14 protein-coding genes are annotated in these 13,748 nt (G+C 37.4%); 13 read left to right on the top strand and 1 reads right to left on the bottom strand.

Translation table 11 applies throughout. From position 1 onward, the window contains the following. Window positions 1-36: 36 nt before the first annotated feature. The 12 genes from glnL to ACU696_RS03635 all read left to right on the top strand — a co-directional run bounded on the left by glnL (window position 37) and on the right by ACU696_RS03635 (window position 11,419). Entirely contained in the window at window positions 37-1,086 is a 1,050-nt protein-coding gene (gene glnL, locus ACU696_RS03690) for a nitrogen regulation protein NR(II) (RefSeq protein ID WP_004266098.1), read from the top strand. Window positions 1,087-1,095: 9 nt separating this feature from the next. After that, complete coding sequence (glnG, locus tag ACU696_RS03685) at window positions 1,096-2,568, top strand: nitrogen regulation protein NR(I) (protein WP_164528277.1); 1,473 nt, start codon at window positions 1,096-1,098, stop codon at window positions 2,566-2,568. Window positions 2,569-3,470: 902 nt separating this feature from the next. Then, window positions 3,471-3,995, top strand: a complete 525-nt coding sequence (locus ACU696_RS03680; protein ID WP_109912401.1) for a fimbrial protein — start codon at window positions 3,471-3,473, stop codon at window positions 3,993-3,995. Between the two features lie 59 nt (window positions 3,996-4,054). Then, entirely contained in the window at window positions 4,055-4,723 is a 669-nt protein-coding gene (locus tag ACU696_RS03675) for a fimbrial biogenesis chaperone (protein WP_004266101.1), read from the top strand. A gap of 26 nt (window positions 4,724-4,749) precedes the next feature. After that, window positions 4,750-7,260 carry a fimbria/pilus outer membrane usher protein gene (locus ACU696_RS03670; RefSeq protein ID WP_209102366.1) on the top strand — a complete coding sequence of 837 codons (2,511 nt, stop codon included), beginning with the start codon at window positions 4,750-4,752 and terminating at the stop codon, window positions 7,258-7,260. A gap of 10 nt (window positions 7,261-7,270) precedes the next feature. Then, the gene (locus ACU696_RS03665; RefSeq protein WP_421667220.1) at window positions 7,271-8,260 is read left to right on the top strand and encodes a fimbrial protein; all 990 of its coding nucleotides are present in this window, start codon (window positions 7,271-7,273) and stop codon (window positions 8,258-8,260) included. A gap of 9 nt (window positions 8,261-8,269) precedes the next feature. Beyond that, entirely contained in the window at window positions 8,270-8,785 is a 516-nt protein-coding gene (locus ACU696_RS03660; protein ID WP_123382638.1) for a fimbrial protein, read from the top strand. Window positions 8,786-8,798: 13 nt separating this feature from the next. Then, entirely contained in the window at window positions 8,799-9,296 is a 498-nt protein-coding gene (locus ACU696_RS03655) for a fimbrial protein (protein ID WP_227024232.1), read from the top strand. 44 nt (window positions 9,297-9,340) lie between these two features. After that, a complete protein-coding gene (locus ACU696_RS03650; RefSeq protein ID WP_004266107.1) occupies window positions 9,341-9,625 on the top strand; it encodes a helix-turn-helix domain-containing protein in 285 nt (94 codons plus the stop codon). 9 nt (window positions 9,626-9,634) lie between these two features. After that, window positions 9,635-10,621, top strand: coding sequence for a fimbrial protein (locus tag ACU696_RS03645; RefSeq protein ID WP_109912397.1), 987 nt, complete (start codon window positions 9,635-9,637; stop codon window positions 10,619-10,621). 190 nt (window positions 10,622-10,811) lie between these two features. Further along, window positions 10,812-11,033 carry a helix-turn-helix domain-containing protein gene (locus ACU696_RS03640; protein WP_004266109.1) on the top strand — a complete coding sequence of 74 codons (222 nt, stop codon included), beginning with the start codon at window positions 10,812-10,814 and terminating at the stop codon, window positions 11,031-11,033. 98 nt (window positions 11,034-11,131) lie between these two features. Further along, window positions 11,132-11,419 (top strand): helix-turn-helix domain-containing protein, encoded by a 288-nt coding sequence (locus ACU696_RS03635; RefSeq protein ID WP_042851462.1) that lies wholly within the window; start codon window positions 11,132-11,134, stop codon window positions 11,417-11,419. Window positions 11,420-11,494: 75 nt separating this feature from the next. On the opposite strand, the gene ACU696_RS03630 is transcribed toward ACU696_RS03635, so the two are convergent. Further along, window positions 11,495-12,379, bottom strand: coding sequence for a LysR family transcriptional regulator (locus ACU696_RS03630; protein ID WP_004266111.1), 885 nt, complete (start codon window positions 12,377-12,379; stop codon window positions 11,495-11,497). Between the two features lie 183 nt (window positions 12,380-12,562). Between ACU696_RS03630 and ampC the strand changes: the two genes are divergently transcribed. Beyond that, window positions 12,563-13,705, top strand: a complete 1,143-nt coding sequence (gene ampC / locus ACU696_RS03625; protein WP_117162936.1) for a class C beta-lactamase — start codon at window positions 12,563-12,565, stop codon at window positions 13,703-13,705. Window positions 13,706-13,748: the final 43 nt, after the last annotated feature.

The raw sequence follows: 13,748 nt of genomic DNA, 5'->3' as shown, positions 1-13,748 counted from the left end.
GTATAATGCACCAAAATAGTGCAGGAGCAACATTACATGAAAACCGAACACTTGCCAGCACCGGAACATATTCTCGACTCTCTCATTAATAGCGTGCTAATTTTGGATTACGACTTGGTTATCCATTACGCCAACCATGCTGCACTCCAGATCTTAACCCAAAGCCAGCGCAAGCTATATGGTACGCCTCTCCCCCTGTTATTCAGCTATTGTTCACTCAATGATGAACTGATGCTCAATAGCTTAAAAGAAGGCCATAGCTTTACCGAAAATGAAGTCACTTTAGTGTTTAACAACCATTCTCATGTGATGTCGTGCAGCGCCCAGCCTTTTTCAGAACAATTTATTTTAGTTGAGCTTTCACAATTAGATAGCCAGCGACGTTTGAGCCAAGAACTCGCACAAAATGCCCAGCAGCTCGCTGCCCGTGAACTGATCCGTGGGCTTGCTCACGAGATTAAAAACCCACTCGGGGGTTTGCGAGGCGCTGCGCAACTGCTCTCTAAAGCGCTGCCTGACCCACAATTAAATGAATATACTCAAGTGATTATCGAACAGGCCGACCGCCTGCGAGCACTGGTTGATAGGCTACTTGGGCCACAATACCCGGGGCCGAAAACGCAACAAAGTATTCATCATATTATGGAAAACGTAACGCGGTTAGTGTCATTAGAAAAACCCGATAATGTAACACTAACTCGTGATTATGACCCAAGTTTGCCTGAATTAGAGTATTACCCGGACCAAATCGAGCAAGTGCTTCTAAATATCACCCGAAACGCCTTACAAGCCCTCGCCGAAACGGGAGGTTATATCACTTTGCGTACACGAACAGCTTTTCAAGTCACATTGCAAGGTGAACGTTATAGATTAGCTGCACGTATTGATATTGAAGATAACGGTCCCGGTATTCCATTGGCAATTCAGGATACGTTGTTCTATCCCATGGTCAGCGGACGACCTGATGGCACAGGGCTTGGCCTGTCGATTGCTCGCAGTTTAGTTGACCAACACGCAGGAAAAATCGAATTTACCAGTTGGCCGGGCCACACTGAGTTTTCCATTTATCTACCAATTAAGAAATAGGAGATAGCCATGACGCAGGGAAAAATTTGGGTGGTTGATGATGATAGCTCCATCCGTTGGGTACTTGAACGCGCATTAAATAATGCTAATTTTGCTTGTACCTGCTTTGATAGTGCGAATGCAGTGCTCAGCGCATTAGAAAACTCACTCCCTGATGTGTTGTTATCAGATATCCGTATGCCAGGTAAAAATGGTATTGAGCTACTAAATACAATTAAACAATCGCACCCCCTTTTACCGATTATTATCATGACCGCACACTCTGACCTTGATGCTGCCGTGAATGCCTACCAATCAGGTGCTTTTGATTACTTGCCAAAACCTTTCGATATTGATGAAACCGTTGCCTTGGTCGAACGCGCTTTAAATCATAGTCGTGAACAAAACCATGCAGGCCGTGAAGCTAAACCAGCCACCCCCGTTGTTTCTTCGACGATGATCGGTGAAGCACCAGCAATGCAAGAGGTCTATCGCATTATTGGCCGTTTATCACGTTCATCAATTAGTGTGCTTATTAATGGTGAATCAGGCACTGGGAAAGAGCTGGTTGCCCACGCGTTACATCAGCACAGCCCTCGCGCCGATGCCCCTTTTATTGCATTAAATATGGCCGCCATCCCCAAAGACTTAATTGAATCTGAGCTATTTGGTCACGAAAAAGGCGCTTTCACCGGCGCGAGCCAAGTACGTCAAGGCCGATTCGAACAAGCTAACCATGGCTCTTTATTTTTAGATGAAATAGGCGATATGCCCCTTGATGTCCAAACTCGCTTGTTACGTGTTCTGGCGGAAGGCCAATTCTACCGTATTGGCGGTTATACCCCAGTCAATGTGGATGTGCGGATTATTGCAGCAACCCACCAAGACCTCGAAAAGCGGGTTAAAGAAGGTTTATTTCGCGAAGACTTATTTCATCGGTTAAATGTCATTCGAGTGCAATTACCGCCATTACGTGAACGCATTGAGGATATCCCGCGTCTCGCCGATTATTTTTTACAAAATACGGCAAAAGAACTCGGTGTCGAGGCTAAGGTTCTCCACCCCGACAGCGAAAAAATTCTTCAGCGCTATTATTGGTCAGGTAATGTTCGCCAATTGGAGAATGTCTGCCGTTGGCTAACCGTGATGGCGGCAAGCCAAGAAATTTTACCGCAAGATTTGCCCGATGATTTGCTTGAAGAACATCCACAACAAAATGCCGTGATAAAATCATCGCAAACCGATGCCGTGCCAACACAATCATTGTCATCGCACAATCCGAGTTCTGCCGCTCAGTGGTTTGAATTACTTGAAGAGTGGACCGATAACGCATTAATAGAGGGCAAAGAAGACCTCTTTGCACAGGCCATTCCCTTACTCGAACGTACAATGTTAAAGTGCGCGTTGAAATACACCAATGGACACAAACAAGAAGCCGCCCGTTTATTAGGCTGGGGGAGAAATACCCTAACCCGTAAATTAAAAGAGCTAGGAATTGAATAACTTCAAATGTTCACTATCATATTAAGATAATGTACGAAGTAATTTATTACTTCATACTTATCTTAATATTAAATAATTCGACCTTGATATTCAGGAATTAATTATTGATTTTACTATTCCAACACCAATTAACACAATGAATAATAAACAAAATAAAAAAAAGATATTGCAAGCAGAAAGCTTATTATCACCTGAACAGAATTTCAATTTATACAAGTAGCATTAATACAAAAATAACGTCGTTTATAGGAAATTTATAACAATGAACACTGTAGCTTAAACGTATCTATAAATAAGAAACTTCTTATGTAGCCTTAGCATAATTAATTAAAATTAAGGCTACTCAATTGAATTTAATCGAAGATATTCAAAGGGTAATTTAATGTTTTCTGAAAACCGAGATTAATCACCCTGCAATTTTCATTCATATCCTGAATGGTAATACCCTTTATTTATTCAAAAAATGAAATAAGTAGCACTTTTAGACCTACGAAATTCGATAGTTATACTATTATTTCGTTTTACGATAGTACAAATAAAACATTCTTCAAATGTGGTCTGATGTGCCAGGGCCTTATAAACCCAAATAATCACCATATGAGAGACAAATTAAATTTATCTCCCACATTATAATTATTCTTAGTTTTATATCGTTATTTCACTTTAGTAAAAAACTCATCTAAAAATATATTTACCTTAAGATAAAATAGAACTTCAATTGCTCTCCCATACGGTGTTAACTTAATTAAAAAAATTAAATACTTCAAAATTTAATTATATTTTACCAAATTTTACAAAACTTGTTTATTTTAAAAAATAGTTTCAAAATACTCTCCAATTGAGTAATTGGTAATTCCACCTACTCAATGAAAAATAAATAATTATCTTTTGGAGAAAAACAAATGAAAAAAAACTTACTTGCATCATTAATTGCTGCAACCTCAATCTTTGCTGTTAATAATGCATTAGCTGCAGATGGTACTATCGACTTTACCGGTGAAATCATTGACCAAGCATGTGAATTAGCTGCGGGCTCTGACGCATTAAAAGTAAACTTAGGCCAAGTATCTAAAAAGGCATTACCAACTGCAGGAAGTACTGCTGCTGCAACTAAATTTACTATTAAATTAATTAACTGCCCAGCTACAGTGACAACGGCTTCAGTTAAATTCGATGCTGACTCTTATATTGGTGACGATGAAGTTATTAAATTAAAAGAAGAAACCGGAGTTGCAACAGGTGTAGGCATTCAAATTACTGACGATACTAATAAAGTCGTTCCACTATTTACCGCATCTAAAGCATACCCATTGAAAGAAAATGTAGAAAATAATTTAGATTTCAGAGCGCGTTATATTGCCAAAACTGACTCTGTAACACCGGGTCCAGCGAACGGTACGGCAACTTTCACAATCAATTATAACTAAGTAACAAATAAGGTTTAAATGGAATTGAACCTTATCTAATAACATTCAATGGTGGTATTATGAGATCTATTATCTATATTTTTATTTCTTTATTTCTGCTAATAAATACTGCAAATGCAGGCGTTATTATTGGTGGAACTCGTGTTATTTATAATGAGGGAAACAAAGATGTTAGTATCAGTGTAGAAAACCCAGATAAGATCCCTTATTTAATTCAATCCTGGATAGATAATATAGATGAAAAAAAACAGTCAGATTTCACTATAACACCACCATTATTTAGGCTTAATGCTGAAAAAACAAATGCACTTAGAATATTTTTAACCGAAAATAAACTACCGAATGATAGAGAATCATTATTCTGGCTAAATATAAAAACGATCCCAGCAACAGAAAGAACAGAAAATTCATTACAAATTGCCTTTAAAACACAGATGAAACTCATTTATCGTCCTAAAGCTTTAAAGGATGTCAATTTTATTGAAGAGCAAAAAAAATTAGTATGGTCTAAATCTGGGAATAAAATTACAGTTAATAACCCAACACCTTATTTTATGAATTTTCAGAGCATCAGCTTTAACGGAACAAAAGCTAATGATGTTTCTTATGCTGCACCTTTCTCAAACGCAACTTTCGAGATTAATAACTCAAATACCAATGGAACAATTAAATGGGAAGTTATTAATGATTATGGCGCCGCACCAGAAGCACTCGAAACGAAAATATAAAACTATAAAATAAGTTGGGCTTTATCATGAAAATAAATAAAATATCTCTGGGCCTACTATTATATTTAGGCTATACCGCATCGTTATATGCTGAAGAAAAAACAGAAAACAATGTCTACTTTGATCCCGATTTCTTAGAGTTGCCGAATAAAGACTCAGTTGATTTATCACAATTTGAGAATAACGAACAATTAGCTGGTGACTACTATGTTGATATTTATGTCAATACTAATTTAATTGGTGCTAAAAATCTTAAATTCGAAAAAAATAGCCAGAACCAACTAATTCCGTGTTTATCACTTGCTGACATTAAAGAATTTGGTATCAAAACAGCGGAATACCCTGAATTGCAAACAGCAGGAAGTCACTGTGTCAATCTTGCCGCGATCCCTGATGCCACCAGTAACTTTGAGTTTGATTCTCAACGTTTATATTTAAGTATTCCTCAAATCGCATTAGACAGAAACCCAAGGGGTTACGTTGACCTAGCTAATATTGATAATGGGATCAATGCACTGTTATTAAATTATAGCTATAACGGGTCGAAAAATTATGATCGTAAAAAAAATGGCTCAGATAATACATCCCATTATGTGAATTTAAGACCCGGTTTAAATATTGGAGCTTGGCGGTTACGGAATTACACCACATGGTCAAGCAATACTGACCAATCTGGTAAATGGGACACCATTTATACCTATGCATCACGTGGCATAAATAGTATCAAAAGTCAGTTAACCTTGGGGGATAGTGTCTCACCTTCGATGGTTTTTGATAGCGTGCCATTTCGCGGAGCTCAGCTTGCGACAGATGATGATATGTCCCCTGAAAGTTTGCGCGGCTATGCACCCGTTGTACGCGGGATAGCGCGTAGCAATGCACAAGTAACGATCCGCCAAAATGGCTACATTATCTACCAAACTGAAGTGGCAGCGGGCCCTTTTGAAATCACAGACTTATACCCAACAGGGGGAAGTGGAGATTTACATGTCACCATCAAAGAATCCAATGGGAGCGAGCAATATCAAATCGTTCCTTTTGCTTCATTACCCGTATTACAGCGTGAGGGGTATTTTTCTTATAGCGTAACAGGCGGGGAATACCGCGCTTATGACAGTAGCATTGATAAAACTAAATTTGGTCAGTTTACCTTAATCTATGGTTTACCTTATGGTATTACTGCTTATGGTGGTAGCCAAGTCAGTGAGCACTACCAATCTTATTCTATTGGTACGGGTCAAAACCTTGGACGGTTTGGTGCATTATCTATTGATGTTACTCATGCAAATTCAACGCTAAGTAATGATGTTACGGAAAAAGGTCAGTCATACCGTTTTCGCTATAACAAAAATATCAACGACATTGGTACTAATATTGCTTTGGCAGGTTACCGTTATTCCACTAAAGGGTTCTACAGTTTAGCGGAAGTCTTTGATGGTTATAGAAATACAAACTATGCACCAGAAATTGAACGCCGCCGTAATCGCGGTGAGATCACTCTCAGTCAAAATTTAGGAGATAGCTTTGGTTCAATTTCAGTCGGTTATATCAATGAGGACTACTGGAATAGTGACCGCAAAACACAATCTGCCACCGTGGGTTACAACAATAGTTGGCAAGGCATCAGTTATAGCTTGAATTATACCTATAACAAAAATACCAATAGTTACTCCTATAGCTCCGGAAGCCGCACGAAAAGTGAAGATGATCATCAACTTGCTTTCTCTGTCAGTGTACCGTTTAGCGTGTTTGATAATACTTTCTACTACAACTTTAACAGTAACAGCAGCAGTAATGGTCCAAGCACAGGCAGTATCGGGCTTTCCGCCTCTCAGCTCAATAACCGCTTAAATTGGAGTATGCAACAAGGCTTTACCACTCGAGAACAAGGCACTAGCGGTAATATGAATGCCTCTTATAAAGGGCAATATGGTGAAGTTTCAGGCGGAACTGGCTATAGCAAAGACAACTATAACCTCTATTACGGGGTTAATGGTAGCTTAGTGGCTCACTCTGGCGGACTAGTTCTTGGCCAGCAATTAGGCGAAACCGCGGCTATTGTAGAAATCCCTGACGCGGGTGATGTTCCTATTTTAAACCAAGCTGGGGTGGTAACAAACAACCAAGGTTATGCGCTCGTACCTTATGTCACTGCTTATCGCAAAAATGTGATTGATATCGATACCTCAGGACTACCTGAAAATACCGAAATTGAATTAACCAGCCAAAGTGTTGCTCCAAGTCGTGGTGCACTGGTGAAAGCCAATTTTGCAGCGAATGTCGGGTACCGTGCCATCATGATATTAAGTTTTGCTGATGGTAAACCCGTGCCTTTCGGTGCTCAGGCCATATTTAAAGATAATCCACAGCTAAATAATATAGTAGGCAATGATGGTGAAATTTATTTATCTGGCTTAGCTGAAAACGGCAGTTTTATTATTCAATACAACGATAAACAGCAATGCCAAGTAAATTATAACTTAGCGGGTATATCGAATTATATGGGGTTATATAAAACAGCAGCGGTTTGCCGATAATTGGGAGTCTATCATGAAAATAACACTATATAAATTACCCTTATTATTTGGATGCTTATTTTTTTATTCATATGCATCTTATGCTGAATGTCTTAAAGGCACCTACACTGCTCATCATAATATTCCTGATAGAACAATTTATGTACAATATGATAATTTGCATGCCAACAATTATGTATTAGCAAGTCATAGTATTAGAGCATTCACCGCTGATTATATTTTTGCCATGCCATATGAAAATGATTGTGGTGGATATTTAGATACCTACTATGTAAATGGTTGGTCAGCCAATTCAAGTAAAATTGCACCAACCAATATTCCTGGCGTGGGTGTCAGAATCAAATTTACCAACAATGTCTTACCTGGTTATATCCCAACAAGATCAGTGACAATAGATAAGTCATATACGCTTACAAGTACTAATGGGTATAATAACTGGGAAGTTGAAATATTAAAAACAGGAACAATTACCACTTCGGGTGTGATTAGAAGTGGGCATATTGCAAATCTTACACAATATAACACTAAGGTTGGTACGCGATTTTTAGGCGCTACACTTGGTTTTGGAAGTAATTATCGTATTTCTGTTGTGAGTTGCTCATTAAAGAATAATCAGTCCACATATAATATTAATATGAAAGATTGGTATGATACGCAATTTCCCAATATAGGCTCAACCAGCACACCGGTTGACATTCCAATTACATTAACTTGTGCAGCTGGCACCAATATTAAAGCGACAGTGACAAGTTCTAAATATGAAGATACCGCAACCGGAAAATTAGGGCTAATAGGAGCTAATAGTGCTACTGGTGTCGCAATACAATTATTGGATAAAAATAATAATCCAATCAAGCTGAATACCAAGAACAGCCTGCAAAATAATGTCCCAGCTGGTGATTACATGTTTAATTGGAAGGCACGCTATATAAAAACAGCAGATAATATTACGTCAGGTACAGCAAATGCGTCTGCAACTGTCAATATCCGCTATGAGTAGGAATAAAAAATGAAAATAATATCTAAAAATTTACTTTTACTTAGTAGCTTAATATTCAGTGGGAATTCATTCGCTGCTAGCACTGTCACGTTGAATTTCACCGGTAATATTAGAGCGGCAACTTGCAATATTACCGGTGGTAATAATATTGATATTGACCTGAAAAATATTTCTGCTGATGTATTTCGCAATGCGAGCTCGGGTTCTAACTGGAACACATTTAATATCAGCCTAAATAATTGTTCATCTTTTATTAACCAAGTAAAACTGACGTTTACAGGGACGGCAGATACCGCGGATGTAGCAAGTTTATACAAAAATCAAGGCACAGCTAAAAACCTAGCCGTACAACTACAAAATGGTAATGGAACAACTGCATTAGGTAACCAAAAAGTATTACAAGTTCCGACAAATGGGCAAGCGAATATTAATATTCCATTACGTACACGTGCCTTTAGCTCATTAGGTAATGCCACACCAGGAACCATTTCCGCCAATATTACGGCAACAATTACCTATTTATAAAAGAGAAAATAATATGAGACATTTTATCCTATTACTATCACTAATGAGCTGTTCTTTAACTGCATTTGGGCTAACTGCAAATATTAAAGTACATGGTGTCGTTATTGCTGCTCCTTGTGAAGTCGAAAAAAATAATTATTTAATTGATTTGAAAAAAATTAATATTTGGAATATCAAAGATACGCAGAAATCTCCGTGGGTTAATTTTTCCGTGAAGCTAAAAAATTGCCCTGTCGGTACCACTATAGCTGTAATGAAAATATCTGGCACTCCGGATGCAACAGTCACGGAACATTTTATTAATAATGGTACGGCGAAAAATGTGGCATTAAATTTAGCCAATACTACCAATAAAACAACAATAAAAAATGGTGATACGATTACTGCGAATGTTAATACACAAACACGAAATGTTGAAATTCCATTATCGGCAAGAGTATCCGGTTATGGCAATGGAATGATTGCAGGTTCTTTTAAAAGCCACTTAGAATTCACATTTACATATCAATAGTTAAATTTATTTCTATTATATTAGTTTTAATAGGAGAAAGCAGTATGCCTAATTACTATCCTATATCAAGAATAATTGGCAATAAAATCACCTATTACCGAAAAATGAAAGGCATGACATTAGAGAGTTTATCTAAAATAATAGGCGTTAGTGAACAACAACAATCACGCTATGAGCGTGGTATTAATCGAATTAATATTGATAGGCTTTATCATTACTCTAAGATATTTGAAATTGATATTATAGCTTTTTTTATTTTCAATTCTAGGGAGATCAATGAGATTGAGCATGCAAAAGAAAAATATTTAAATAAAAAAAGTAAATTTTAAGGATGTTTTATGACTAAAAAGAAAATATTATTGATAATAATAGGTTCAGTTTTTGCTTATTCTGCGTATACACAAGCGGCCTGTATTCAAAACCCGAACTTACGAAATGTTGTGGTTAATGTACCTACGAAAACCTATTCATTACAATATGACGATACAGGAGCACGAGACCTCGATACTATTCGAGTCAATTTTAAAGGCTCACAAGTCAATACATTTTCAGGCCCAAAAAGTAATGGCCAATGCGGTGATGCCTATTTACATGCTGATTATGTGAATGGTTGGGTACCAAACGGTAATAAAATTGCAGCCAGTAATATACCGGGCATCAGCATTCAAGTAAAAGCAACGGAAATTGGTTTCTTGAACACACGTTATGGACCACCAACATTAGCTAACCCAGCTGCTTGGGGTATTCCTAACCCATATTGGACTATTACTATCAAAAAAACAGGACAAGTCACACAGGGCGGAAATTTAAAGGCAGGGCATGTGGGAAGACTAACACAGCGTAACCCTGCACCACATAACAGTACGTGGAATTTAACATCGTTGAATATTCCAGCAGGTGCAATCAAAATTAATGTATTAAAGTGTTCGACAAAAGCGAATAGTTATACGGTTAATTTGGGAACTTGGTACGATACTCAATTTAAAGCAATTGGTACGACTAGCAATAGTGTCAATATACCCATTACATTAAGCTGTGCTGCAGGCACTAATCTAAAAGTGACAGTGACAAGTAGTGCTGGGTATGTTGATACTAATACAGGGAAAATTAAACTGTCAGGACAAGGGCAAGCGACCGGAATCGCCATTCAATTATTAGATAGAAACAGCAACCCAATAAAGCTTAATTCAAAGTTTACTTTGCAAAATAATGTTGCAGGTGGCGACTATATTTTTAATTGGAAAGCTCGATATATTAAAACTGCTAATAATATAACCGCAGGAGCCGCAAATTCAACAGCGTCAGTTAATATAAGATATGAATAAATAACACTCAACATCAATCATAAAAAGAGGTTAATTTACCTACAATTTGATTTTTATTGCTAACATCGAAAAATATCATCGAACAATTGATAAATAGCAAATTTACTATTTAATAAAAATGGTTAATATAGATATATAATCTTTACATAGTGTCTAGTTAGCAATAAAAAATATAATTTTAGGAGTCTATATGTCTTATTCAACATCTCACCTAATTGGTAAAAAAATACTTTTTTATCGAAAAACGAATGGGCTTTCAATTAATGAACTATCAGAGGTTATTGGCATCAGCCCACAACAGCAATCACGATATGAAAGAGGTATAAATAGAATAACGTTAGATAGACTGTTCCAGTATGCAACATATTTTGAGATTGATATTCAATCATTTTTTCAATCTATTGATATTTAATAAATTAAGTAATAATACATAACACTAGAAAAACAAATTACATTAATAATATTTAATTATATTCACATTGCAATATTAAATAAGTTAGAGAGAACATTATGAAACGAAAAATATCTAAATCTGTCGGTTTAAAAATAAGGTCATTAAGAGAAAGTCACGGAATGAGTGGTAAAGAATTAAGTATGTTATTAGGTATTAGCCAACAACATCAATCACGCTATGAAAATGGTGAGGTTAATATTCATGTCGATACCATTTACCAATTGGCACAAATATTTAATGTTTCACCAACCTATTTCTTTACTACAGCTGTCACAGAGATTAATAGTACAGAGCTCCCTATTAGCAAAAAGAATTATTTCTCGGCTGAAGCTCTGGTATTTTAACTTCTAAATATGAGCATTATATTATGCTAGTAAATTAAATATCGGTGCTATTTCTATTTATAGTATAGCACCGATTTATTGTTCCTTTTTAGATTCATCCACCAACCAATTATGAAATATCGCCATCGCCGGTGTCATAGCTCTCGATTTTAAACGACTTAACCAATATCCACCTAAAGTCACAGAGATATTAAAAGGTTGAACTAATGTTCCAGCACTTAATTCATGGTTGAACATGCAACTTGGCACCAACGCTACACCGTCGGTTAATAGCGCGGCTTCAACCATCAAACGCGATGAATCAAATACAGGCCCTTTGACGCGCCATGGTTCCACTTCTGCGGCTAAAAACCATTTCTCCCATTCGTCTTTACGATATGAACGCATTAACTGGTGAGATTTTAAATCTAATGGATGTTTCAGCTGATTCGCAACTTTCTCTGAACAAAGCACAGTATGCGCAGTAGAAAATAGTGGTGTATTTTCTACTAGTGGCCATAATCCTTCACCAAAACGAATAGCAAAATCAACGCCTTCAGCAGCTAAATTTACTACATTGTTATGGGTCATAATGCGTAAATCAATATAGGGATATCGTTCAGAGAATTGCGTTAACCTTGGTAATAACCAACCCACCGCAAATGTACCGACCACTGAAATACTTAAAGCTTCTCTATAATGGCCATCCTCAAATTGCAGTAATAGTGACTCGATTTGGTCAAAAGAGCGGCTCAATACGGGCAGCAAGGCAAAGCCTTCTTCGGTTAATGCCAACCCTCTAGGTAAGCGAATGAACAGTTCTAGTCCCAATTGCTCCTCTAACAGCCTAACTTGTTGACTGACAGCGGCCTGAGTGACATTCAATTCTATTCCGGCTCGCGTAAAGCTTAAATGGCGTGCGGAAGCTTCAAATGCCCTAAGTGCATTGAGGGGTAGCCGATGACGATAATTTTCTGCCATAAGATTTTCTTTTACCTCATCGAATTTTATATCGTTTTAAATAATGCTTGAAAGCATGCATACTATTTTTCAACCACGGACTACCCGCTGAAAACCGTATATTAAAGCACTTTACACTTGCTATGAAGTGCTTTCCTGTTCCTGTCAGGAATAACTTAAACTTGTACTTATTGGAATAACTCTATGAAAAATCTTTTTCGTCAGGGGCGAATTTTTGTCGCTCTCAGTGTGGCATTAACGACACTATCCACCCATGCATTCACACAAAAAGATGTCGATAATATAATTAAACCTCTAATGGAACAAAAGCAGATCCCCGGAATGTCTGTAGCCATTTCTGTTGATGGAAAACACTATATTTATCACTATGGTGTGCAGTCTAAGCAAAGTTCAGTCCCTGTCAGTGATGAGACTTTATTTGAGATTGGCTCTTTATCTAAAACCTTTACTGCTACACTCGCAGCCTATGCACAAAACCAAGGAAAACTCGATTTTTCGCAAAAGGTAAGCCACTATCTTCCTGAATTAAAAGGGTCTGCTTTCGACCAAGTGACAGTAATGAACTTGGCTACACACACTTCGGGTTTATCGTTATTTGTGCCTGATAGTATTACGAATTCAGCGGAATTAATCCGTTATTACCAGCAGTGGAAACCGACCAAAGCCATTGGGCAATATCGCTCTTATTCAAATCTTGGTGTGGGATTACTCGGTATCGTTACAGCAAAACAACTCAAAATGCCATTTGAACAAGCGATGGAAAAATTGATGTTGCCTGCACTTGGATTAAAACATACTTATATTCATGTGCCTAAAAACCAACAGAAAAATTATGCCCAAGGTTATAATAAGAACGATCAACCCGTTCGTGTGACACCACAAATTTTAGATGCTGAATCTTATGGTTTAAAATCTAATGCTAAAGATCTAATTCGCTTCTTAGATATTAATATACAAACGAAGAAAGTCGCTAAACCGTGGCAGGAAGCCGTAGAGAACACACATACGGGGTTCTACATGACCGATTCATTTATGCAAGATATGATGTGGGAAAGCTATTCATGGCCAGTATCTCTTGCTCAATTACAGCAAGGTAACCGAGATGAAATGGCGCTCACACCGCAAAAAGTTGAAGCTATCCATCCTGTAATGCCACCTGAAACTCAGGCTTTTTACAATAAAACAGGTTCAACCAATGGTTTTGCAGCCTATGCGGCATTTATTCCTGAAGACCGAATCGCGGTGGTGATTTTGTCCAACAAATGGTATCCAATCCCTGACCGCATTACCGCGACTTATCAATTAATTGAAAAAATTAATGAATAGGTTTCTGACAAAGATTAGATGCTCTAAATAGTTCGTTCTGTCG

It is taken from the genome of Providencia sp. PROV_01 (genome assembly GCF_053098325.1).
The sequence above is the reverse complement of the archived record's forward strand: the minus strand, read 5'-3'. Positions and strand labels throughout refer to the sequence as shown.